Raw genomic sequence first — 22980 nt, 5'->3', positions numbered from 1 at the left:
CTTGTTAACCTTTGAGAACGGCGACAATCGCGTCTTGTTTCTCATGGTAAGGCGCTCGCAGCATCAGGTTAGATGCGCCATCTTCACTTTGTATGACAATCGGTTTGGCGTGGCTGAAACGGCGGAATCCGTGGATGCCGTGGTACGCGCCGATACCGGATGCGCCAACGCCGCCGAACGGGAGTGTGTCGATAGAGACGTGCGTCATCACATCATTGATAACCAATGCGCCTGACGTTGTTCTATCGGCGAAGCGTTGCTGCATGGCTTCATCATTGCTGAACAGATAAGCCGCCAGCGGACGTGGATGCGCATTGATGTAGTTAATCGGTTCTTCTGCCGTTTGATACGTTTTGACGGGCAGTAGCGGGCCGAAAATTTCTTCCTGCATGATCGCCATATCATCACGTACGCCGAACACCAGATGCGGTGCAATTTTGCGGCTTTTTGCATCGTAGGGCGCTTCACCTTCCGGTGCCAGGCTGACGACGGTCGCGCCTTGTTGCTCAGCTTCTTTCAGAATACGAATCAGGCGATCGTAATGCCTATCAGCAATGATAGACGTGTAATCCGGGTTCGCCTGTAGTGTCGGGAAGCTTTTCTGCATAAAGGCTTTTGCGGCATCGCGGAAGGCTTGCTCCTGACCTTCGGGCAGCAACACATAGTCCGGCGACAGGCAGATTTGCCCCGCGTTGAAAGTTTTCACCGTCAGCGTGCGTTCAGCGGCTTCTGTGATATCTGCACTGCTATCAATGACGACCGGTGATTTGCCACCCAGTTCCAGCGTGACCGGCACCAGATTCTCTGCTGCCGCACGCATCACATGTTTCCCCACGGCGGTGCTGCCGGTGAAGACCAAATGATCGAACGGCAGTTCGCTGAATGCCTGACCGATTTCCGCATCGCCCAACACGACGGCCAATTCCAGCGGGTCAAAATAGTGGGCAATCAATTCCGCCAGCAGTTCAGACGTGTGCGGCGTGAGTTCTGACGGTTTCAGAATTGCGGTATTACCCGCGGCAAAAATGTCAGCCAGCGGGCCGAATGACAGATTCACTGGGAAGTTCCACGGGCTGATCACGCCGATCACACCCAGAGGCTGATGTTGAATCCACGCCTGCATGCCGGGAGCGGGTTCATCAACCGGTTCTGGCTGCATCCAGCGTTCAACGTTATCGATGGCGTTCTGTAGCATTTTTAGCGTGATGCCTATGTCGGCAGCAAACGAGTGATACAGGCTGCGATGGCCGAAATCATCACTCATGGCCTGCGCGAGCGCCGCATGGTTTTCACGGAGCAGATTGATGCTGCGCTGTAAGCGATCTTGACGCAGCGCGGCATCGGCGGGGCCAGATGCAATGTGAGCACGCTTCATCGTATTCAGGATGGCTTGTAAATCCTTTTTGGATTGTTGTGTCGACATGTTTTGTCCCCTTTTAGTCGTCGAGTACCAGAGAAAACAGAAAGTTAGCCGGGGTTTCCGGGTCACTCAAGATGGGATAAAGGATACGGCAGGGGTTGATCCGTCCGCCAACAAGATTATTATTAAAGGGGTATAAATAATTTTATATCTCAGGCTCTATAGGTATCTCATGTCACTCCTTCGTCTACGCACGTTTGTGGAAGTCTATCGACAGCACTCAATTAGTGGGGCGGCGCGCGCGCTCAATCTGACCCAGCCTGCGGTGTCGCAGCACATTGCCGGGCTGGAGGTCGCGGTGGGGCGTCGTCTCTTTGAGCGTCAGGCGAACGGCGTGATGCCAACGTCGGCAGCAGATGACTTAGCGGCGGATCTCGGAGATAAACTGGATGAAGCCGAAGCGGCGTTAGCCTCCGCCCGTGCGAGGTCAATGGATGTCGCGGGGACGCTGCATATCATTGGTCATGCGGATTTCATGGCTGAAGTGGTATCAGAACAGCTGTTTCCGCTGCTTGAGGCGGGTGTCCGGGTGCATATGCATACCGGTGACGGCGACTTGATTAAACAGATGCTGCTGGAAGGGCATTGCGATCTGGGCATAACGGCGCATCCCGTGACGGATAAGCGGCTGAAAAGCGATCTGTTAAAGAGTGCGACACTACAGGCCGTGGCGGCGCCCGCGATTGTCGAACGGTTGGTACGGGCAGACGATCTGCCGCAGGCGCTGGCACAGGAGCCGATGCTGGCGTATGACCTGGAACTTCCTCTGATTGATCACTGGTTGAAGAAAAACCGCATACAGGATAAGGGACTGGTGCCCGCCGTGGTGAGCCAGGATCTGCGTGCGCTGCGTCGCGTGCTGACCAGCGGGTTTGGCTGGACGGTGATGCCGATATATTTATGTCAGGATCTGTTGGATTCGGGGGAACTTGTCATTATCCCGCCGCCTGTCGGCACCACACAGCTTGATTACTATCTGGTCTGGGTGCCGGGCGCGCTGCGCCAGCCACGTTTAGCCCATGCGCGACAAACTTTCCTGTGGCGCTTACAGCACGCGGAATAATCTCGCCTCGATAAAAAAAATGCCGTTTTTCAAGACATAATGAGGCGTAGCCTGCTGCCAGCTCCGCCTTTCTTCCTGCTTGTTCCTCACTTCCTATCCTGTGATCGCGATAAACGAACTGCGAGTTTTGTTCAGTTAAAATGGCTTTTTATAAAATCTTTGACGCGGATCGCACCAATCTTCCCTGTGCTGCCAGCGTAGGGGGCGTGATGGCAAAAGCGCAAAGGTTTTCACGATCGCCGAGCGCTAACGTAACAGCGTGACACCCTCATAACTAGAAATGCTCGGGGAAGGATGGCGATGAAAACACGTAAGATCGGTTTGGCTAACTATTTAGCCTACGGTTCAGGGGACTTTCTTGGTGCGGGTACAACCGCGCTGACGGCCGCTTGGTTACTCTATTTTTACACCACGTTCTGCGGCTTAACGCCGATTGAAGCAACCTTTATTTTTGCGATGGCGCGCGTGCTTGATGCTGTCGTCAGCCCGCTGATGGGCTTCCTGACCGATAACTTCGGCTCAACCTGGCTGGGCAAGCGCTTCGGCCGTCGTAAGTTCTTTATTCTGCTCGGTATTCCCTGCGTATTCAGCTACAGCTTCATGTGGGTCGGGGATATGGGCTATTGGTACTATCTGCTGACGTACCTGCTGTTCGATATCGTCTATACGATGGTGCTGGTGCCGTATGAAACGCTGGTGCCGGAAATGACTGACGATTTCAAACAGAAAACCAAGTTCTCCGGCGCACGTATCGCGCTGGCGCAGCTTTCCGCGATTTTAGCTGCTTTCTTGCCGGGCATTCTGCTGGGCTACTTCGGTAAAGACAATGCCGTGTCCTTCTTATATTCGAGTCTGGTGTTCTCGATTATCTGCGCCCTGGTGCTGACGCTAGTCTATTTCTTTACCTGGGAGCGGCCACGCGATCAGATGTCGGAAGCGTCGCTACGGGCGGAAAAAGAGCGCCAGTCCCTGACGCTGAGCCAAAGCCTGAAACGGCTGAACGTTGAACTGGTTTCTACGCTGCGCATTCGTATTTTCCGCCAGCATCTCGGTATGTATCTGGGCGGGTATATCGCGCAGGATGTGTTCAACGCCGTGTTTACCTACTACGTAGTCTTTGTGCTGATGCAAAGCCCGACGATGGCCTCTAACCTGATGGGAACGATGGCGATTCTGCAATTTATTGCGGTGATTGGCATGATTCCGCTGTGTATACGCTTTGGGCCAGCCCCCTCTTATCGTTTTGTTGTGTGCCTGTTTGGCCTGAGTGCGCTCTCCTACGCCGTCCTGTGGTACAGCGGCCTGCATGACACCTTCTCTCTGTTGCTGCTGATCTCTGCGCTGGCGGGTATCGGACGCGGCGGGATCAACTACGTACCGTGGAACACCTACACTTACATCGCCGATGTGGATGAAGTGATCACCGCGCAGCGTCGTGAAGGCATCTTCGCTGGGATTATGACGCTGACTCGTAAAGCCTCTCAGGCCGGTGCGGTGATGCTGGTGGGGATTGTGTTGCAGCTGTCCGGTTTTGTATCCGGGCAGAGCGTACAAGCGCCGAGCGTCAGCCACACGATTCTGATGATTTTAAGCTTCGGCACTGTGTGCGTGCTGGCGCTGGGCTTCCTGGTTTCTCTACGCTTTAAGCTCAACCTGCAAACGCACAGCGTGCTGCGGGAAGAGACGTTGAAAATGCGTGAAGCCGGGCGTCCTGTGCCGGAGAGGATTACGCCGCAGGCGCGGGCGACGGTCGAAATGCTGGCTGGTATGCCGTATGAATCTCTGTGGGGCAACAACAATATTGGCTATCTGAACCGTCATAACGGCGACAAGCCGGTAACGCACGCTACACAGCCGTAACTGTATTGAACTGTTAACTGATAACTCAATTGGATGAATGACTATGACCGTATTCAGTGTAAAACATAGCCCGCTTTTATGTCAGCCGGAACGCTTCATCTCCCGTGAGGATCTGAAGGCGCTGATTTGCCGTATCACCGACAATCTGGTGAATATTGAGGATAAAACCGGTGAGTTCTTGTTACGGCTGGACGATGGTCGGGTGATTGATACCAAAGGCTGGGCAGGGTGGGAGTGGACGCACGGCATCGGGCTGTACGGGATTTATCAGTATTATCAGCAGACGGGTGACGAGCAGATGCGCGCCATCATTGACGACTGGTTTACTGAACGTCTGGCGGAAGGCACACCGACGAAGAACGTGAACACCGTGTGCCCGTTCCTGACGCTGGCTTATCGCTATGAAGAAACGGGCGATGCCCGCTGGCTGCCGTATCTGGAGCGCTGGGCGGAGTGGGTGATGTATGAAATGCCGCGCACGGACAAGCAGGGCTTGCAGCACATTGTTTATAACAACGAAAACCATCAGCAACTGTGGGACGACACGCTGATGATGAGCGTGCTGCCGCTGGCGAAAATCGGCAAATTGTTAAATCGGCCGGAATTTGTAGAAGAAGCGACATATCAGTTCATGCTGCACGTGCAATACCTGATGGATCGTGAAAGCGGCCTGTGGTTCCATGGTTGGACATTTGAAGGGCAGCACAACTACGCCAAAGCGCGCTGGGCGCGTGGTAATAGCTGGCTGACCATTGTCATTCCTGAATTTATCGAACTGTTGGATCTGCCGGAGCACAACGCAACGCGCCGTTTCCTGTTGCAGGTGTTGGAAAGCCAGATTGAAGCATTGGCAAAATATCAGGATGACAGCGGCCTGTGGCACACGCTGATCGACGATCCAAACTCATACCTTGAAAGCTCGGCAACTGCCGGTTTTGCCTACGGTATTTTGAAAGCGGTGCGCAAGCGCTATGTTGATCCAAGCTACGCTGAGGTTGCGGAGAAAGCGATTCGCGGCGTGATTAATCACGTCAATAAGGACGGTGAACTGACGCAGGTGTCATTCGGCACCGCGATGGGTACCGATCTGGATTTCTACCGCAACATAGCGCTGACCTCCATGCCTTACGGTCAGGCGATGGCGATCCTCTGTTTAGCGGAGTACCTGCGGGTTTATTTGTAAGAGGTCATCGTTACTCTTATATGCAAATGCTGCGAATTTTTATGGTTTGGCCGTTATCCGGCGTGAAAATTATGCAGCGGTGCGCTTGACCGCCGAGTGAGCGACAGGACGTCGCGAAAGCCAGTGCCGCGTCGGGAACGCGTCACTGGCGGCTCGAAAAGCGGGCATGGGCACCGATGGAACCGCGCAGCGGTATAATTTAGCCGGAAGCCTGGGTTCGCAGGGCGGCGGCGACTGAGCGCCCTGCGTCGGGCGCGTGTATATGTTACATATGAATGGCGGCAGTATGGCGCACGAAACTCTCTCTTCGCCTGCATAACAAGTGTGATTAAGAGGAGGGATGAGAGGGGGGGATTATTTCCCGCCCGCCAAGTCGATAAAATTCCCAGTGACGTAAGAGGCCTCGTCCGATAACAACCAGCCTATCGCCTGCGCGACTTCCATCGGGTGACCGCCTCGTTTCATGGGCAGCGAATGCTTGACGCGATCGACCCTTGCCGGTTCTCCACCGTCTGCATGCATATCGGTATAAATAAAACCGGGCCGCACGGCGTTAACCCGAATGCCCTGATCGGCGACTTCCAGAGATAAACCAATAGTTAAGGTATCGAGCGCGCCCTTTGAGGCCGCATAGTCGATATACTCGTGTGGTGAACCCAGCCGAGCGGCTGCGGATGACACGTTGACGATAGCTCCACCTTTTCCACCATGCCGAAATGCCATGCGCTTGACCGCTTCCCGAGCACAGAGAAAACTACCCACGGTATTGGTGGCAAAAATATCGTTAAGCCGTGTGGCATCAAGCTGTTCAATAGTGGCCTGAGGTTTGAGTATCGCGGCGTTATTCACTAGGCCTGTCAGACGCCCAAGCATTTTATCGGTTTGCTTAAAGAGTTCGATGACCTGCTCTTCATCGGCGATATCGACCTGAACGGCGATGGCAGTTCCGCCGCTCGCGCGTATCTCTTCGAGGACGCCATTCGCACTATCCTGCTGGGTGCGGTAGCCGATACAAATCTTGTGGCCTTTTCCTGCCAGATAGCGTGCGGTTGCGCGACCGATGCCGCGCGAACCGCCAGTAATTAACGTAATGAATTCCATTCTGCCCCTTAGTTTTTTAGCCCCGCCATACTGTAATTCGCAGGGATCCAGCGATAGCCGTTTGGTTTACCGCTTGAATCATACACGGCTTTGACCTGACCTAAACCGGGAAAGGAAATGTGTGCCGCACCAATCCATTCATTATTCTGCGCCGCCTCTGCCAGAATCTGTAAACGCGCTTCTGCGGCTTCATCCATATTGCGATCGAAATCGATCGTGGTCATCGGACGAGGAAATTGTACCGCTTCGGCATGGATCGTATCGCCCCATAGCGTCAGTTTTTGACCGTCACTTTCGATCTGATAAAGACTATGACCTGGCGTATGCCCCGGTGCTGGTACGGCGGTAATACCCGGAAAAAGCGGCTGCTTGTCGGAGAAGGTTTTCAGCCGTTTGGCGGCAACGACAGGTTGTAATGAATCCTCAGACTGCCCGAATGTGTGTTTTTCGCTATCCCGCACATGGTGGCTGTTAGCCGGGTTGAGCCAGAAATCTACATCCTTCTGATTAACGTAAACGGTGGCGTTAGGGAAAACCAGCTTGCCGTCACGCGAGACGCCGCCAGAATGATCGGCATGAATATGGGTCAGCAAAACGGTATCAATCTTCTCCGGTGGATAGCCAGCGGCGCGCAGGTTGTCGGGTAATTTCCCCCCCTGTTTGCCGAACAGTGGCCCGGCCCCAGTGTCTACCAGTATCAGCCGTTTACCTGTATTAATGAGATACGCGTTAATTGAGGTTTCGACCTGCGGCTGAAGATTCTTTTGCGCCAGCAGGTGCAGCATGTCTTCGTGGGGAATGTGGGTGAGCAGTTTATCTAGTGGGATAGTGACCGTACCGTCAGAAAGGGCCGTAATTTCAAACTGGCCTAGCATCATCCGGTAATAACCCGGCGCCTGCGTTCTCAGTTGAGGCACCGATTCTGCCTCGGCGATAAGGGGCGTTCCCGTCAGCAAAACCACGGGTAATAACGTCTGTTTCAGAAGATTCATTTTCATTATGCATTCCTGGAAGGTGACCCTGCTCGTCAGGGACTGGAATGATTATTCTGCTGACGGTACTATTGTTCAAATTGATTAACTTGATACTGACTATCATGGAAAATGATTTTCGAGGCGTGGATTTAAATCTGCTGGTGACATTTCTGGTGTTGTATCGCGAAAAAAGCGTCTCCGCTGCGGCGGATAAGCTGCATTTGGGGCAGCCCGCCGTAAGTGGTGCGCTGGCGCGTTTGCGTACACTGTTTGACGATCCTCTGTTTATCCGCACGGGGCAGGTGATGCGCCCAACGGCGCGCGCGGATTATCTGGCGACCCAACTGTCACCTACTTTTGAACAGTTGCAGTCGGTTTTGGGCGATCCCGAGAGATTTGATCCGCGGACAGATTCACGAGTGATCACGCTGGGAATGACCGATTGGGTAGAAATATGGCTGATGCCGTTGTTGCTGAAACGGCTCAACGCGACGGCGCCTAATTTGCGCATCAACCTTGTTGCCACCGATCCATTTTTGGATGTGGATCGGTTGGAAAATGACAGCGTCGATCTGGTGATCTCCGTCGCCAGCTCGCAGGCCAATTGGTTGAAGCAGCGCGCGCTGCTATCGTCAGGGTTCCGAGCGCTTTGGCATCCGCAGCAGCTCACGTTGCTGTGTCCTCTTCCTTTGGCTCTATACAGCCAGCAGCGCCATTTACTGGTGACTTACCGTGAACGTGCACGTGGTGTCGTGGACGACATGCTGGAAAAACAGGGAATGACGCGGACGATTCATTACACCACGCCGCATTTCTCCGCTCTGCCGGGAATATTGCAGCAAACGCCGTCAGTCGCTACCGTACCGGAAAAACTGGCGACGCTGTGGTGTCAGCATTACGGCCTGATCGACAGCCCGGTTCCGCTTGATTTACCGAGGTATACGCTCTCGGCGCTCTGGCATGCAAGGCAGGACAGTAATCCGGCGATCAAGTGGTTGTATGAGCAAATTGCGGAGGTGGTGGTGGAGCAGGAGGCGGATTCGCCCCCTGCTTGAGTGACGGCGAGGGGATTACTGTGACAGCCCAGCTATGCTGTAATTCGCCGGAAGCCAGCGGTAACCGTTGGTGGTGCCGTTGCGTTCCAGACGTGTACCTACGTGGCCGATACCGGGGAAGGGCAGGTGAGCACCCGCGACCCAATAACCCTGACTGGCGGCGTCGGCCAGTGCTTTATTACGAGACTCCGTCGCTTGATCCATATTTGAGTCAAAGCTGATGGTGGTGGCTGGTAAGCTCATCTGCACCGCTTCTGCATGAACGATATCTCCCCATACCAGCAACTTTTTCCCCTCGCTTTCAACCATAAACGAGGTGTGTCCCGGCGTATGCCCTGGGCTTGGAATCGCGGTGATTCCGGGCAGAAGTACCGTCTGCGGGGCTGGGAAGGTTTTCAGCTTGTTATCTTTCTTAATGGCATCAAAGATGTTCTGCACGCGTTGGAACGCCGCCTTTCTACCTTCTGGCGCATTCTTCAGATTTTCTGGGCTGAGCCAGAAGTCGGTTTCTGGTTGACTGACATACACGGTGGCATTCGGGTAGTTCAGCTTATTGTCCTGCACCAAACCGCCAAAGTGGTCACCGTGTAGGTGGGTCATCAATACGGTATCGACCTGTTCAGGTTTGTAACCCGCCGCAATCAGATTTGGCAGCACCTTCCCTACCGTAGGATTACTTTGTTTACCGTTGCCGGTATCGATCAAAATCAGGTGTTTCCCGGTATTGACCAAATAGGCGTTGATCGATGTTTCCACCTGTGGTGTTAGCGATTTTTCTGCCAACAGTTCGGTGATTTTTTCTGGCGGGGTGCGCTGCAACAGTTTATCCATGGACATGGTGTTGGTGCCGTCAGACAGGGCGGTGATTTCAAACTGTCCGAGCATCATGCGGTAATAACCTGGCTGCGTTTTAACCTGGGCGATATCCTGTGCCTGCGTAAACGCAGGCACAAATGCACAAGAGGCGAGTAATAAGGCTAATGGTTTCAATAACTTCATTTATTTTTGTCCTTGTTAATAATGAAACATGAAAGCAGGTGAAATCGTAACAACAGATTGATTATTGACGCACTCGTCGAATTACTCAACTGTCCCTTGGCTTGGCGTGCTGCCGACAAATGGGTTGCTGAGCGGCTGCTGCCCTGCAACGCGAATGATTTAGGGTATAATGTGTTTTTTAAGTCAGTGAGACAGTGAAAACATGCAGTACCCGATTAATGAAATGTTCCAGACGTTACAGGGTGAAGGCTATTTTACCGGTGTTCCGGCGGTGTTTGTGCGCCTGCAAGGGTGCCCGGTAGGCTGTAGCTGGTGTGATACCAAACATACCTGGGACAAACTGGCAGAGCGGGAAACCTCATTGGATCAGGTGCTGGTAAAAACAGAAGAAAGCGACGCCTGGGGCGCGGCGAGTGCGGACGATATTCTGGCACTGATGGCGCAGCAAGGTTACACCGCACGCCACATTGTGATCACCGGTGGCGAGCCCTGCATTCATGATTTGGCACCGCTGACGCTACAGCTGGAAAAGCAGGGCTTCAGCTGCCAGATCGAAACCAGCGGCACGCACGACGTGCGCTGTTCGCCCAAAACCTGGGTGACGGTATCGCCAAAGGTGAACATGCGTGGTGGCATGAAGGTGCTCGATCAGGCGCTGCAACGGGCAGATGAAATCAAACACCCGGTGGCGCGTGAACGTGATATCGAAGCGTTGGATGCACTGTTGGCGCGGCTTGATGATGATAAGCCGCGCATCGTAGCGTTACAGCCGATCAGTCAGAAAGACGACGCGACCAAACTGTGCATCGCGACCTGTATTGCCCGCAATTGGCGGCTTTCCATGCAGACGCATAAGTACCTGAATATCGCCTGATATCAGGAGGCGTGAGAAAAGGATCCTCACGCCAGACTACACGCTACTTCCTCGTTACTCGCCTTTATAGACGCAGCCTGCGGTGCAGGTTTCTTTCACCATCACGGCGCTGAGCAGCGGTAGTGTCGGCTTCAGCTGTTGCCAGATCCAGTGTGCCAGCACTTCGCTGGTTGGGTTTTCCAGACCGGGGATCTCATTCAGATAGTGATGATCCAACCGTTCCCATGTCGCCTTGAACGCGGCTTTCAGTTCAGAGAAATCCATCACCCAGCCGGTATACGGATCTACTTCACCGGTAATTTCCAGTCTCACCATGAAAGAGTGCCCATGCAGTCTCCCGCATTTGTGGCCTTCTGGCACGTGAGGCAAATGATGTGCGGCTTCAAACTGAAAATCTTTAAATAGTGTAGTGACCATAGCGATGTTCCCGGTTCCGTTCTGAAAAAGGGGCTTCCAGAACATAGTATGCAAAAAGCCGTCGCATACTACCCGAAAGTGCTTATTCTTCCAACTGCACGATCGCGGCGTGATGCCAGCCGGATGGCAGCGGATCGGGGCGGTGGATCGTCATGTGGCTGGTGGTCAGGTTCAGGACGCCACGGGCAAAGAGTGCAGGCATGCCGTCTGGATAATGCTCGACGCCGAAGGCGCGGCCCGTTACCGGATCGACCCGATATGCATTGTCCAGCCCCATTCCTGTTGGGCGTTCTGGGTTGCAGGGTGGGCGCACATCGTACATGCCCTGTTCCGGTGAATCGCTCTGCCGCTGTTCGAGATGCACCGCGTGGAAGTGGATATCGCGAATGTAGCCTGCGGGTGTGCTGTGCAGGTTAATTGCCCCCTCGCTGATCCCAGCGATCTGAGAAAATTGTACCGCTTCGATCCGACCCGGCTCGATGGCGGGATCGCGATAGCGCACGGAGATAAAGATCGGATCGGCTTTGCCCCAGTGGCACGGATGTGCGGCAACGCACTGGAACGTGATGTTGCTGAATTGCAGGCGTCGGAATGCGCCACCATCACGAGAGATCAGGCCGATTGCGCGGTTGGTATCGTAAATAGCGCAGTTGCTGACGGAGATATCTTCGATATCGGCAAAGGTTTCGGTGCCGATTTTTAGCGCGCAGCTCTTGGAACGCAGCAGACAGTTGCTGATGACAACCTGCTGCACCTTACGTTGCAGATGGGGAGGCTTATGGGTGGTTTTGATGCACAGCGCATCGTCGGCAGCGCTCAATGAACAGTTACTGATTTGCACCTGCTGACAGCTGTCGAGATCCAACGCATCGGTATTCGCCATGCTCAGATCGTTATCAATCGTCAAACGTTCGACGATGATCTGGCGACAGCTGACCAGATGCACGGTCCACATTGGGGCGTGTTCAATCGTAAAATCACACAAACGAACGTGTTCGCAATCCTCGAAGACTACAATACGTGGGCGATGTTGTGCTGGCAGACGGTAGCCTTGATCGTCAGGCTCCGCAGAAAAATACGCATCGGCATTCCCCATGATCTTACCTTGACCGCAGATCGTGATATTGCGCTGTTGATAGGCATAAAGAAACGCACGGTGCGACAGTTCGGCCATGCTGATTGTCGCAGCCTGCGCAAACTGTTCATAATCACCGCTGACGATGAGTTCAGCTCCGGCCTCCAGTTGCAGACAAAAATTGGAAGGCAGCAGTAATCCCCCTAACAGATAACGTCCCGGTTCCACCGTCAGCGTGCCGCCGCCTTGCGCCGCAATCTGATCGATAGCTTGCTGAAAAATGGCGGTATCCGGTGTGACGCCATCAGCGGCGGGGGAGTATGACTGAATAGAGTGTTTCATGATGAGATCCAATTTTGTCCTTCATGATCGCATTGCAGCATGTTTTGGGGTGTTCGGCAGGTCTGCCACGATGAAATCTGCGGAGCTTGGAACTGGCTTCACAGCGCAGGGCATACCGCTTAAGAGAATGTGAAAGGCATAACGAAGAGGGCGACACGGTGCTTCATGCAGTGTGTGTTTCATCACGCTTTTAGGCTGCTTTCTCTCTTTTGCCGGGTACGTGGAGTGATTTTGTTGTTTTTGTGTTTCTTATTTGTGAATTAAATCTCTTTTTGGTGTGGTGCGTCGGTTAATGATGTGAGGCGCCTCCCTACCGCGTCAGATAGGACTCATGCTGCGTGGTTGAAATGCCTGCCAACGCGACGCTGTCATCAACATTTCTTCCATCCGTCCCGCAAATCACGCGTTTTCCCGCCGCGGTGACTGGCGCGATAAAAAAGGTTCTGCCTATCTTGTCAGGGTCGAGAAATGTAGCCATGTACCCTACCTGTTCTCATCTATACGCCACACCAGACACACCACAATAATAATGTCGTTGGGGGAAAAATGAGATTACTTGGACTGATTGTCATCGCCTTCTCTGCGCTCTGTTCGCTCGCGCAGGCTGCTGAACCAGTGGAATTACGCCTCTCCTGGTGGGGAGGAAACAGCCGTCATCAGGCGACGTTGAGCGCGCTGGAAGCTTTTCAGAAACACTATCCGCATATCAGTGTAAAACCTGAATATACCGGTTGGGACGGGCACTTATCTCGTCTGACGACGCAAATTGCCAGCGGTGAGGAGCCGGATGTACTCCAGGTGAACTGGAATTGGCTGCCGATTTTTTCCAAGACTGGCACTGGGTTTTATGACCTGAATAAGCTGACCGATACACTGAAATTGCAGGATTTCCCCGAAGATGCGCTGAAGCCAGCAACCATCGACGGTAAGGTGAACGCGATTTCCACCTCGCTGAATGCGTTGGTGATGTACTACAACACGGAAACCTGGAAGAAAGCCGGGCTGCCGTATCCCACCAGTTGGGATGAGCTGTTCCACGCGGGCAAGGTATTTAAAGAAAAACTGGGTGATAACTATTTCCCAATTGCTTCGCCTGCGCAGGACAGTGGTGAAGGCGTGTTGGAATTGATCAACTATTACATGACGCAGAAATATCAGATCGGCATGATCGATGAGAAGAACAAACGCTTTAACTACAGTGAGGCGCAATGGATCGAGGCATTCCGCTTCTACAAGCGTTTGATCGACGAACATGTAATGCCGTCTTCAAAGTATTACAACGCGTTTGGCAAAGTGGGCATGTATGAAACGCGCCCCTGGATTAACGGCGAATACGGTGGGGCGCATCTGTGGATTTCGGTTGTGAAGAAATACGCCGATCCGTTGGCAGCACCCGGTAAGCTTGAATTAGGACCGTATATCATGACGCCAGGTTCGGAGAATTCAGGGCAGTTCTTCAAGCCGTCGATGCTGTTTGCCATCAGCAAAAACACCAAACACCCGAAAGAAGCGGCGCTATTGTTGAATTTCCTGATGAACGATCCTGAAGGGGCGCTGCTGATGGGGACCGAGCGCGGTATTCCGCTCAGCCGCATTGCCAGACATACGCTGGAAGAAAAGCAGAAGCTGGACACTAACGATCTGTCGGTTGCCGGATTATCGCTGGCGCTGCAAAAACCGATGCAAACGCCCGTTTCCTCTTATCTTGAAGATCCCCAGCTTGCCAGCCTGATCCTGCAAACCATCGAGCAGCTCGATTATAGTAAAAAGAGCGTCGAAGAGTCGGCGAAAAACTTCAGCAATTCTGGGGAGCGCATTCTGAAACGGGTGATTCGCTAGGGCTGTTAGTTATTAAGATAGTTATTGATGGGTAGGGACTGCCGGTGCGTTACGCGAGTTCAGCCAACTGCTGTTGCAGGCTATCGGCTAACGCGCGTGGACGCCCGGCATCAAACATCACATGCAGGCTCACCGGGTAATCCCGGTGTTGCAAACAGAAATCCTCCATCTCATGCCCAATGCCGTATAACGCCTGAATATTGGTTTTGGCGATTTCACGCAGCGTCCAGTTGTTCTCCACCTGTTTGCAGTAGTGCAACGTAAAGAAGGCTTTCTGCGCATGAACAAACGCGCGGCAATACAGGGTTAGACCACGCCATTCCTGTTGCCAGCGCTGCCTGAGCGCTTCCGGCATTGTGTGTTCACGGGAGAATTGCAGTGCGGCCTGTTGGCACTGTTCCGCCAACTGCCATGCGGCATCTTTCTCTTTAGCGATGTGATAGAGGTTCTGTGATGCCAGCTCTGCATGCTGCGGGTCGAAGGTAATATCCTGACCGGAACCCGGTAACCAGTGGTTACGGTTGAGCTGACCGTACAGACTCCAGATTGCCTGACCAAAGCTGGTTGGCAGCAGGCTGTGTCGATGAAAAACGTGGTGACGCGTATAGAGCGACAGAGAAATGGCCTGATGCGCCTGATCAAGCAAGGCCTGCATCGTGTGCAATACGCTATCGTCCGGCTGCCACTGATAGCGTGCCATTAACCACTGTGCAAACAGCGTACTTTCGTTTGTCGATGCAGTCTGGTTCGTGAGTAACCGGGAACAGGCGAACAGTGTGAATTCGCTTAGCGTGCCGATCACGCTGTGGTTATCTACGCCTTCCCAGCTGATACGGCACAGCGCGCTGACAATCGCGGGGTTTTTCTCTCGACACCACAGCAACCGCCCTTGTACCTCGGTGTAGCGCAGGAAGGGCAGATTGCCCCAGCCGACCTCTTCGCCAGCCAGATCCAGCTCGACCCAGACTTCACGCCCGTTAATATCCAGCAGTGCCGGATTATTGGGAAATTCAGGCCAGAAGCGTTCGGGCGTGACTTTGATGGCGACGGAGACGGATTCCGGTAGCGTGCGAATAGCGTTCAGAACATTACCGATATCCTGGTGGCTGGCGGGAAACGCGCGCAACACCAGATGGCGCTGGTGATAATGCATCACGCGGGCGACGGCGGAGAATAACCGGTGATAGATCTGCTCGCTGGCGGCGTTGGTCGGCCAGTGCGTGGTAACGGGAACGACGCCGTTGATCTCATCGCCGGAAGGGGCAGAAAAGCGCAGCAGACTGTCGCTGTTGGATATCGCCAGCAGCAGGCCACTCAGCCGTGGGATTTGCTGCATCAGTAGCTCGACTTTGGCGGCAAGATAGTCGCACCAAAAATCGGTATCCATGCGGAGACTCTGTTTGTCGTCGAGTAATTCTGGGTGATGAAGCAGTAGATCCGTGGGAAACGACAGCTCTTTACATTGCAGATACAGCGTCAGACCCTGTTCACGGCAGTGCGCTGCAACCTGATTCAGATAAACGCAGCGGGAACGCTGCTGGCTGCTGATGCGATCGTCAAAGCGCGCGTTGTTGTAGGCTTCTGGAGTTACCAGTTTATCCAGTAAATCTGCCGCACCCAGAACCAGCGTATTGAAGCCGTGTTCACGGGCGTAATCGACGACCGAAATGACCTGTTGCCAGTGCCAAATATCCTGCGTATTGAGTTCCAGTGCGCGTCGTTGCCACATCATTCTTCTCCCGTTGCTACTGGCGTGAGTATCGCATTGATGTGCTATCGCAAAGGATAAATTCCTGGGGTGAACGCCAGAAATGTGAGCCTGTTCGCTAATGTCGATCGTCTAAGGCACTGTTGGTGGGGAATTTACCGTGGGAATGACTTTTGCTGACTGCTTATGACGCGCTAACCTGTGGAGAACGGGGCGGTAGACGTTGCGATGCCAGCTAAAAACCTTCCAGCAGCCTTAATTGGCTGAACGTTAATGGGCGATAGAAAATGTATCCTTGAATACCAATCGGATGGTATTTATTTAACCGATTCAAATCGGTGGCTTTTTCAACGCCTTCACAGATAATATTTACGCCAAGAGGGATAAGTTTATTCAATAAGACTTTTAGTTTTTGTGATTTTGTCTCTTCTTTACCTATACCATCTATAATGGAACGATCGATTTTTATTGTATCAAAGTTAAACAAACTTAAGCTGTCTATCTGTAGGTTTCCTGCACCAAAATCATCTAATGAAATCATAAAACCATATTTCTTTGCTTGGTTTAAAAACGGAATTCCATCAATTAACTGTTGTCGGGTCGTTTTTTCACTGATCTCTATTTCTATATTTTGTGGACTGACCTTATGTATTACGCATTTTTGATACAATCTTTCCAAATAGGGCATATTATTAAAAAGTAAGTGTGACAAATTGAATGATATTGTCATGCTACTTTTATTTTTTATTACCTGACAGACAACATCAAACATAAAATCTGTCACTTCATCGATGGCTCGACATTTCTCAATTTGATCTATTGTCTGCTGGGTCGATGCCAACACGCCTTCTGAGTTATAAAACCTGGCAAGGGCTTCATAGCGAAATATTTTATTTTGAGGGAGATGGATAATAGGCTGAAACTCTGCTGTCAGCCTAAAAATTTTCCCATCGATATTCAATGTTGTTGTATTCATTTTACTGATTACTCACCCTCTCCATAGAAATAGCAATTCCATAACATTGCTCGTCTGGATTCTACACAGTAATTTGGAATGTTTGGAAATTGTTTTAAATGATCAATAATTCTCATTTGATAGTCATTGGCTATTGATTAAAAAATAACGATCGTTTAAATCTATGTATGTATTGGTTTTTTGTATCTTAAATTGATATTTTTGTGGTTTTTAATGTTTGTTATTTTTGTTTTTTTAGATTTAATCTTCTTTTTGTTTAAATTTAAGTCTATTTTGTGAGGGTGTGTGGTCGTTGTGCCTTCTAGGCATCCTTGTTAGGATGATAAACAACGATGAGATCGTCGTTTCGTAATGATATTGGGATGAGAAAAAATAAGAAATTGAGCCTGCTTGACGTTTACCCAGTAAAGGTCGGCATTTTTCTAAATCATTAAATCCCACGAAAGAATTTGTTTTTATTAAAAAGAGAGAAGTCCTTTTTGGGATTTTTGATATATCACCATCGCATTAATAGGTGGATCTTATAGTGGAAAAATTTTCTCCCCCTCCCGCTAAAGTGATTAGCACATTGCTGCAACATACCTATGTTATGTCTATCTATGCTAAAGATATGCTATATGCATTGAAGGCAGACGTTGCGGAACTGAATCTGGATAAAAGCCGAATCGTGTTGGATGTGGAATATTCTGGCTCGGATATCGACAGATATCTTGCAGATGGTGGTTTGAATTTTGATCTGGAAGCACTCAAAGGTACGGAGAGCATCGAACGCGAAACCTACAGTCTTTGTAATATTCCCACACAATTATTCAAGATGGACAGTATGTTTTATCGGCTGGAGTGCCGTTTGCCTGAGTCTGTTTTCGTCATGGAAAACAGAGGTGCGATTCGTATTCCTTTTATTCTTGGCATGCAGGCCCGTGCTCGTATTGAAGTGTATATGCATACACTTAACGTACCCGGAACGCTGCGTAATTTATCAACCGGTGGATGTCTGGTCGAAATCGATCTGGTTGAGAGTATTGCGATTGAAGTCGGTCAAGATATTCCCGGAATCACGCTTGAATTCCCTAACGGAGAAAGTTTTTATGCCGAGGGGAAAATTCGCCATATACGGCCATTTGGGAATAATGGCTATGCCGCCGTTGGTATTCAATTTATCAATTTGTCTTCATCCCAGTCGGAAGCCTTGCTTCATTACACGAATGAGTCGGAAAGAGAAGCGGCATATCGAACTGGCGTTACTGGCAGCATGGTGTATTCGTCCCCGCTATTCATTCCGGGCACCAAGGAGAAAAGTCTATTGCTGCGAGAAAGTCAGGAGCGAGAGAAGCGTACTCGCCAGACGCCGATGGAACGAGGAGTGATGGAGGTTGCTCACCGGCTTCAGATTGGGCTGATGTACATGAAAACTCGCAATCAATTGCCTATTGATATCTTTTACGACTGCGTCGACACCCTGCTCTATATGGTCAAAAAAGAGAGAAAAGCCTTTCTGTATGCGCTGTCTTTCCTGCGCGATGAAGCAGATTGGGTCAGGCATGCTGTTCAGGTCGCGGGGAAGCTGGCCGACATGCTGTTAATTTCCGATCCGCATAATCCTCAGGTGCGTGAGGCGGTGTTAGGCGCATTACTCCATACGATGGGCAAGCCGCTACTGGTAAACGCCCGTCTTCCGTCGCTGAAAGTGAATATGAACCCGGCGCAGAAAGCGATCCTTAGCGGCCATGTCGGCGTGCTATGCGCGAAATTACGTGAGCTAGGCTGGGTAATAACTCCCACGTGTCGCGATGTGATTGAGAATGCTAACGAGCGTTTGGACGGCAGCGGCTATCCGCACGGCAAACAGGTGGATCAACTATCGGAGTTAGTCCGATTAGTCTCTGTGATTAAGGCGATTAATAAGCTAAGGCATACGCGCAATGGCATTTCTCCCCGTACGCCATTGGCTGCTTACCGTAAAATCTATGAGGCGAACGGTGCCTATGATAAGGCTATTCTGGTCAGGTACGTGCAAATTTACGGCCTTTACCCAATAGGGAGTCTGGCGAAATACTCGGGAGGCTTTCTTGGGTGGGTGATGGATATTGATAAAAAGGGTAAGCCTATCGTAGTGCATCTCATCAAGAACCTCCGCTTTCCTGATACCAATATCAGCAGTGTCGTTTCTAATGGCGACTTATTGCAGGTCGGGAAGCTCGAAAATATCGTTCATCCTGACGATTTCGGCATGAAAGTCCTAAAAATTTAGCCCACATCCTGTTTGTATGGGGCTGCGCGGCAGCCCCTCTTTCCTCATGATTTCCTGCCCATATCGCCATGAAACGCGCACCCCATCAGCTATAACACTTTAAGCAGTAAGGACTATCAGAAAAACCATTTAGTCATTTTGGTTATTTAATATTTCCATCATTTCTTTAATTGTTAAGATGCAGATCGTTACCCTTATCCTCCATCCATCTTTTTATTGCATGTTTTTGTATTAGCGCCGTTGGCTAACTGCACAGGCACAAGGAAACAGAAATCACAATGACTACTCCGGTTTCCCCCACTTCGTTGCTTCCGCTGAGCGCGGAGCAATTAACGCGTTTACAGGCGGCAACCGGTGATTTTTCATCGACGCAGCTGGCCTGGCTATCCGGCTATTTCTGGGGGCTGGTACAACAGCCTGGAAACGTGCAGCCTGGTGCAACGATCGCCGCGGCCACTGCTTCTGCAGTAACGGTGCCAGTACAAACCATCACGCTGATCTCTGCCTCGCAGACTGGCAACGCGCGTCGGGTCGCGGAACAATTACGTGACGACCTGCTGGCGGCCAAGCTGTCCGTGAATTTGGTCAATGCGGGTGATTATAAGTTCAAGCAAATCGGGCAGGAAAAGCTGCTGCTGATCGTGGCGTCCACACAGGGTGAAGGGGAGCCGCCGGAAGAGGCGGTCGCGCTGCATAAGTTCCTGCTTTCCAAAAAAGCGCCGGAACTGAAAGACACTGCGTTTGCCGTGTTTGGTTTGGGTGATACTTCTTATGAATTCTTCAGCAAGGCGGGTAAGGATTTCGATGGCCGTCTGGCGGAGTTAGGCGCGGAACGCTTGTTGGATCGTGTCGATGCTGATGTGGATTATAAGGCGCTTGCCGAACAATGGCGGCGTCAGTTGGTTGATATTTTGCTAGCGCGAGTGCCGGTTCAGGGCAATGCGGTGGCTCAGCTTGCTGCTCAGGGCGCACTGGATGAAATTACCAGCAGCCCGTACGGCAAATCCTCGCCGCTGCAGGCCACGTTTGCGGTGAATCAGAAAGTAACCGGACGTGGTTCAGAAAAAGACGTGCGCCATATCGAGATCGATCTGGGGGATTCCGGCTTACGTTATCAGCCGGGTGATGCGCTGGGTGTCTGGTTTGATAACGATCCTGCTCTGGTGCAGGAGTTGCTGGAACTGCTGTGGCTGAAAGGCGATGAATCCGTCAGCGTTGACGGCAATACGCTGCCACTGTCGCAGGCGCTGAAAAGCCACTTTGAGCTGACGCAAAATACCGCGCCGATCGTCGAGAAATATGCGGCGCTGTCGCGCAATGAGACTCTATTGTCGCTGCTGGCCGATAAGCCTGCGCTTCAGCAGTTTGCGCAGCGGACACCGCTGGTTGATATGGTGCGACAAGCGCCAGCAGAACTGACGGCGGAACAGCTGCTTGGCCTGCTGCGTCCGCTGACGCCGCGTCTTTATTCTATCGCTTCCTCGCAGGCGGAAGCCGAAAGCGAAGTGCATATCACCGTTGGCGTGGTGCGCTACGAATGTGAAGGCCGCGAGCGTGCAGGCGGTGCTTCCAGCTATCTGGCTGACAGGCTGAGTGAAGACGATGAAATCCGCGTCTTTATCGAGCATAACGATAACTTCCGCCTACCTGCTAATTCGGAAACTCCGGTCATTATGATTGGGCCCGGAACCGGGATTGCGCCATTCCGCGCCTTTATGCAACAGCGCGATGCCGATGGGGCAGAAGGGAAAAACTGGCTATTCTTTGGTAACCCACACTTTACGGAAGACTTTCTGTATCAGGTTGAATGGCAGCGCTATGTGAAAGAAGGGCTGTTGACGCACATCGATCTCGCGTGGTCGCGCGATCAAGCACACAAAATCTATGTACAGGACAAACTGCGGGAGAAAGGTGCGGAAGTTTGGCGCTGGATCCAGGACGGTGCGCACTTGTACGTGTGTGGCGATGCTAACCGTATGGCGAAAGACGTCGAAAAGGCACTGCTGGATGTGATAGTTGAGCATGGTGGCATGGACAGTGAACAAGCCGATGAGTTTTTAAGCGATCTGCGCCTTGAGCGCCGTTATCAGCGAGATGTGTACTAATGAGCGAAAAATACGTTTTCAGTGAAAAACACCCTGGCCCCTTGGTGGTAGAAGGGAAACTCACTGATGCAGAGCGCATGAAAACAGAAAGTAACTTTCTGCGCGGCACAATTGCTGAAGACCTGAACGATGGTCTGACTGGCGGCTTTAAGGGCGATAACTTTTTGCTGATCCGTTTCCACGGCATGTATCAGCAGGATGACCGCGATATTCGCGCCGAGCGTGCTGAGCAGAAGCTGGAACCGCGCCATGCGATGTTGCTGCGCTGCCGTTTGCCCGGTGGCGTGATGACGCCGGAGCAGTGGTTACGGATCGACAAGTTTGCGGGCGAAAACACGATTTATGGCAGTATTCGCATCACCAACCGTCAGACATTCCAGTATCACGGTATTCTCAAATCGAACGTGAAACCGGTACACCAGATGCTGAATAGCATTGGTTTGGATGCGCTGGCGACGGCGAACGACATGAACCGTAACGTGCTGTGTACGTCTAACCCAATAGAGTCCGAACTGCATCAGCAGGCGTATGAGTGGGCGAAGACGATCTCTGAGCATCTGCTGCCGCGCACGCGTGCTTATGCCGAGATCTGGATGGATCAGGAAAAAGTGGCGACGACGGATGAAGAGCCGATTCTGGGTTCAACGTATCTGCCACGTAAGTTCAAAACCACCGTTGTGGTTCCGCCGCAGAATGATGTAGATCTGCATGCGAACGATCTCAATTTTATTGCGATCGCCGATAATGGCCGTCTGGTCGGCTTTAACGTGCTGGTGGGCGGTGGGCTTTCTATTGCGCACGGTGACAAAGAAACCTACCCACGTACTGCCAGTGAGCTGGGCTATATTTCCATTGAGCATACGCTGGCCATTGCCGAAGCGGTAGTGACCACGCAGCGCGATTGGGGCAACCGTACCAACCGTAAAAATGCCAAAACCAAATACACGCTAGAGCGTGTGGGTGTAGACAACTTCAAGCAGGAAGTGGAAGCGCGTTCCGGTGTGAAATTTGAAGCGGTGCGTCCGTATGAATTCACCGAACGTGGCGATCGCATCGGCTGGGTAAAAGGCATCGACAATAAATGGCACCTGACGCTGTTTATCGAAAACGGCCGTATTCTGGATTATCCGGGTCGTCCGCTGAAAACCGGTCTGGCGGAAATCGCCAAGATCCATAAAGGGGATTTCCGCTTAACGGCGAATCAGAATTTGATCGTGGCGGGTGTTCCTGCACGTAGCAAAGCGAAGATCGATGCGCTGGCGCGTGAACATGGTCTGATTGATGACAGCGTTAGCGAGCAGCGCAAAAACTCGATGGCCTGCGTATCGTTCCCGACCTGTCCGCTGGCGATGGCAGAAGCCGAGCGTTTCCTGCCGGAATTTGTCACGAAAGTGGAAGGCATTATGCAGCAGCACGGCGTGGGCGATGAGCACATCGTTCTACGCGTTACGGGCTGCCCGAATGGCTGTGGCCGTGCGATGCTGGCGGAAATCGGTCTGGTGGGCAAAGCGATGGGACGCTATAACGTGCACCTTGGCGGGAATCGCGAGGGAACACGTATTCCTCGTATGTATCGCGAAAACATTAATGAAACCGAGATCCTTGCCGAAATCGACAGGCTTGTCGGGCTGTGGGCGCAAGATCGTCAGCAGAATGAAGGCTTCGGCGATTTCGTTATTCGTACCAACATCATTAAACCGGTGCTGGATCCCGCTCGCGATTTTTATGACTGACAGGA

General features: G+C 52.0%; 18 protein-coding genes. 9 read left to right on the top strand and 9 right to left on the bottom strand.

Translation table 11 applies throughout. The annotated features are described in order from the left end of the window. Positions 1-4: 4 nt before the first annotated feature. Positions 5-1423 carry a coniferyl aldehyde dehydrogenase gene (locus tag A0G03_RS17090; RefSeq protein WP_048262005.1) on the bottom strand — a complete coding sequence of 473 codons (1419 nt, stop codon included), beginning with the start codon at positions 1421-1423 and terminating at the stop codon, positions 5-7. Between the two features lie 169 nt (positions 1424-1592). On the opposite strand from A0G03_RS17090, the gene A0G03_RS17085 reads away from it, so the two are divergent. From A0G03_RS17085 to bglB, 3 genes are all read left to right on the top strand, one after another. Continuing rightward, complete coding sequence (locus tag A0G03_RS17085; protein WP_048262003.1) at positions 1593-2483, top strand: LysR family transcriptional regulator; 891 nt, start codon at positions 1593-1595, stop codon at positions 2481-2483. Positions 2484-2783: 300 nt separating this feature from the next. Then, the gene (locus A0G03_RS17080; protein ID WP_048262129.1) at positions 2784-4343 is read left to right on the top strand and encodes an MFS transporter; all 1560 of its coding nucleotides are present in this window, start codon (positions 2784-2786) and stop codon (positions 4341-4343) included. A 43-nt stretch (positions 4344-4386) separates the two neighbouring features. Then, positions 4387-5526: a beta-galactosidase BglB gene (gene bglB, locus A0G03_RS17075; protein WP_011095062.1), complete on the top strand. Its 1140-nt coding sequence runs from the start codon at positions 4387-4389 to the stop codon at positions 5524-5526. Positions 5527-5880: 354 nt separating this feature from the next. Here bglB and A0G03_RS17070 read toward each other — a convergent pair whose 3' ends face one another. Beyond that, a complete protein-coding gene (locus A0G03_RS17070) occupies positions 5881-6627 on the bottom strand; it encodes an SDR family oxidoreductase (protein WP_048262001.1) in 747 nt (248 codons plus the stop codon). An 8-nt stretch (positions 6628-6635) separates the two neighbouring features. Next, a complete protein-coding gene (locus A0G03_RS17065) occupies positions 6636-7625 on the bottom strand; it encodes an MBL fold metallo-hydrolase (protein WP_080965261.1) in 990 nt (329 codons plus the stop codon). Positions 7626-7723: 98 nt separating this feature from the next. Here A0G03_RS17065 and A0G03_RS17060 point away from each other — a divergent pair, with 98 nt between their 5' ends. Next, entirely contained in the window at positions 7724-8656 is a 933-nt protein-coding gene (locus tag A0G03_RS17060) for a LysR family transcriptional regulator (protein ID WP_048262125.1), read from the top strand. A gap of 15 nt (positions 8657-8671) precedes the next feature. Here A0G03_RS17060 and A0G03_RS17055 read toward each other — a convergent pair whose 3' ends face one another. Further along, positions 8672-9655: an MBL fold metallo-hydrolase gene (locus tag A0G03_RS17055; RefSeq protein WP_039293386.1), complete on the bottom strand. Its 984-nt coding sequence runs from the start codon at positions 9653-9655 to the stop codon at positions 8672-8674. 202 nt (positions 9656-9857) lie between these two features. Here A0G03_RS17055 and queE point away from each other — a divergent pair, with 202 nt between their 5' ends. Further along, complete coding sequence (gene queE / locus A0G03_RS17050; RefSeq protein ID WP_039310190.1) at positions 9858-10529, top strand: 7-carboxy-7-deazaguanine synthase QueE; 672 nt, start codon at positions 9858-9860, stop codon at positions 10527-10529. A 54-nt stretch (positions 10530-10583) separates the two neighbouring features. Here queE and queD read toward each other — a convergent pair whose 3' ends face one another. From queD to A0G03_RS21890, 3 genes are all read right to left on the bottom strand, one after another. Further along, positions 10584-10946 (bottom strand): 6-carboxytetrahydropterin synthase QueD, encoded by a 363-nt coding sequence (queD, locus tag A0G03_RS17045; RefSeq protein ID WP_039293382.1) that lies wholly within the window; start codon positions 10944-10946, stop codon positions 10584-10586. Positions 10947-11028: 82 nt separating this feature from the next. Beyond that, the gene (locus A0G03_RS17040) at positions 11029-12363 is read right to left on the bottom strand and encodes a glycoside hydrolase family 28 protein (protein WP_048261999.1); all 1335 of its coding nucleotides are present in this window, start codon (positions 12361-12363) and stop codon (positions 11029-11031) included. Between the two features lie 310 nt (positions 12364-12673). Continuing rightward, positions 12674-12841 (bottom strand): hypothetical protein, encoded by a 168-nt coding sequence (locus A0G03_RS21890; RefSeq protein WP_157860054.1) that lies wholly within the window; start codon positions 12839-12841, stop codon positions 12674-12676. Between the two features lie 68 nt (positions 12842-12909). On the opposite strand from A0G03_RS21890, the gene A0G03_RS17035 reads away from it, so the two are divergent. Then, entirely contained in the window at positions 12910-14202 is a 1293-nt protein-coding gene (locus A0G03_RS17035; protein WP_048261997.1) for an ABC transporter substrate-binding protein, read from the top strand. 49 nt (positions 14203-14251) lie between these two features. On the opposite strand, the gene A0G03_RS17030 is transcribed toward A0G03_RS17035, so the two are convergent. Then, positions 14252-15931: a hypothetical protein gene (locus tag A0G03_RS17030; RefSeq protein ID WP_048261995.1), complete on the bottom strand. Its 1680-nt coding sequence runs from the start codon at positions 15929-15931 to the stop codon at positions 14252-14254. 214 nt (positions 15932-16145) lie between these two features. Then, on the bottom strand, positions 16146-16886 hold the full coding sequence (locus tag A0G03_RS17025) for an EAL domain-containing protein (RefSeq protein ID WP_048261994.1): 741 nt from the start codon (positions 16884-16886) through the stop codon (positions 16146-16148). A gap of 526 nt (positions 16887-17412) precedes the next feature. On the opposite strand from A0G03_RS17025, the gene A0G03_RS17020 reads away from it, so the two are divergent. The 3 genes from A0G03_RS17020 to cysI all read left to right on the top strand — a co-directional run bounded on the left by A0G03_RS17020 (position 17413) and on the right by cysI (position 22975). Continuing rightward, the gene (locus tag A0G03_RS17020) at positions 17413-19137 is read left to right on the top strand and encodes a PilZ domain-containing protein (RefSeq protein ID WP_048261993.1); all 1725 of its coding nucleotides are present in this window, start codon (positions 17413-17415) and stop codon (positions 19135-19137) included. 278 nt (positions 19138-19415) lie between these two features. After that, positions 19416-21242 (top strand): NADPH-dependent assimilatory sulfite reductase flavoprotein subunit, encoded by a 1827-nt coding sequence (gene cysJ, locus A0G03_RS17015; protein WP_048261991.1) that lies wholly within the window; start codon positions 19416-19418, stop codon positions 21240-21242. Then, a complete protein-coding gene (gene cysI, locus A0G03_RS17010; protein ID WP_048261989.1) occupies positions 21242-22975 on the top strand; it encodes an assimilatory sulfite reductase (NADPH) hemoprotein subunit in 1734 nt (577 codons plus the stop codon). The genes cysJ and cysI overlap by 1 nt, the downstream gene beginning before the upstream one ends. The last annotated feature ends 5 nt before the right edge of the window (positions 22976-22980 follow it).

This window comes from Pectobacterium peruviense (assembly GCF_002847345.1).
GTDB classification, from domain to species: Bacteria; Pseudomonadota; Gammaproteobacteria; order Enterobacterales; family Enterobacteriaceae; genus Pectobacterium; species Pectobacterium peruviense.
Note: the sequence above shows the minus strand (reverse complement) of the source record. Positions and strands in the feature narration are given on the sequence as shown.

Bases quoted from the DNA above. Each gene is read 5' to 3' on its own strand.
- A0G03_RS17090 (WP_048262005.1), bottom strand. From the start codon at position 1,423: ATGTCGACACAACAATCCAAAAAGGATTTACAAGCCATCCTGAATACG.
- A0G03_RS17085 (WP_048262003.1), top strand. From the start codon at position 1,593: ATGTCACTCCTTCGTCTACGCACGTTTGTGGAAGTCTATCGACAGCAC.
- A0G03_RS17080 (WP_048262129.1), top strand. From the start codon at position 2,784: ATGAAAACACGTAAGATCGGTTTGGCTAACTATTTAGCCTACGGTTCA.
- bglB (WP_011095062.1), top strand. From the start codon at position 4,387: ATGACCGTATTCAGTGTAAAACATAGCCCGCTTTTATGTCAGCCGGAA.
- A0G03_RS17070 (WP_048262001.1), bottom strand. From the start codon at position 6,627: ATGGAATTCATTACGTTAATTACTGGCGGTTCGCGCGGCATCGGTCGC.
- A0G03_RS17065 (WP_080965261.1), bottom strand. From the start codon at position 7,625: ATGAAAATGAATCTTCTGAAACAGACGTTATTACCCGTGGTTTTGCTG.
- A0G03_RS17060 (WP_048262125.1), top strand. From the start codon at position 7,724: ATGGAAAATGATTTTCGAGGCGTGGATTTAAATCTGCTGGTGACATTT.
- A0G03_RS17055 (WP_039293386.1), bottom strand. From the start codon at position 9,655: ATGAAGTTATTGAAACCATTAGCCTTATTACTCGCCTCTTGTGCATTT.
- queE (WP_039310190.1), top strand. From the start codon at position 9,858: ATGCAGTACCCGATTAATGAAATGTTCCAGACGTTACAGGGTGAAGGC.
- queD (WP_039293382.1), bottom strand. From the start codon at position 10,946: ATGGTCACTACACTATTTAAAGATTTTCAGTTTGAAGCCGCACATCAT.
- A0G03_RS17040 (WP_048261999.1), bottom strand. From the start codon at position 12,363: ATGAAACACTCTATTCAGTCATACTCCCCCGCCGCTGATGGCGTCACA.
- A0G03_RS21890 (WP_157860054.1), bottom strand. From the start codon at position 12,841: ATGGCTACATTTCTCGACCCTGACAAGATAGGCAGAACCTTTTTTATC.
- A0G03_RS17035 (WP_048261997.1), top strand. From the start codon at position 12,910: ATGAGATTACTTGGACTGATTGTCATCGCCTTCTCTGCGCTCTGTTCG.
- A0G03_RS17030 (WP_048261995.1), bottom strand. From the start codon at position 15,931: ATGTGGCAACGACGCGCACTGGAACTCAATACGCAGGATATTTGGCAC.
- A0G03_RS17025 (WP_048261994.1), bottom strand. From the start codon at position 16,886: ATGAATACAACAACATTGAATATCGATGGGAAAATTTTTAGGCTGACA.
- cysJ (WP_048261991.1), top strand. From the start codon at position 19,416: ATGACTACTCCGGTTTCCCCCACTTCGTTGCTTCCGCTGAGCGCGGAG.
- cysI (WP_048261989.1), top strand. From the start codon at position 21,242: ATGAGCGAAAAATACGTTTTCAGTGAAAAACACCCTGGCCCCTTGGTG.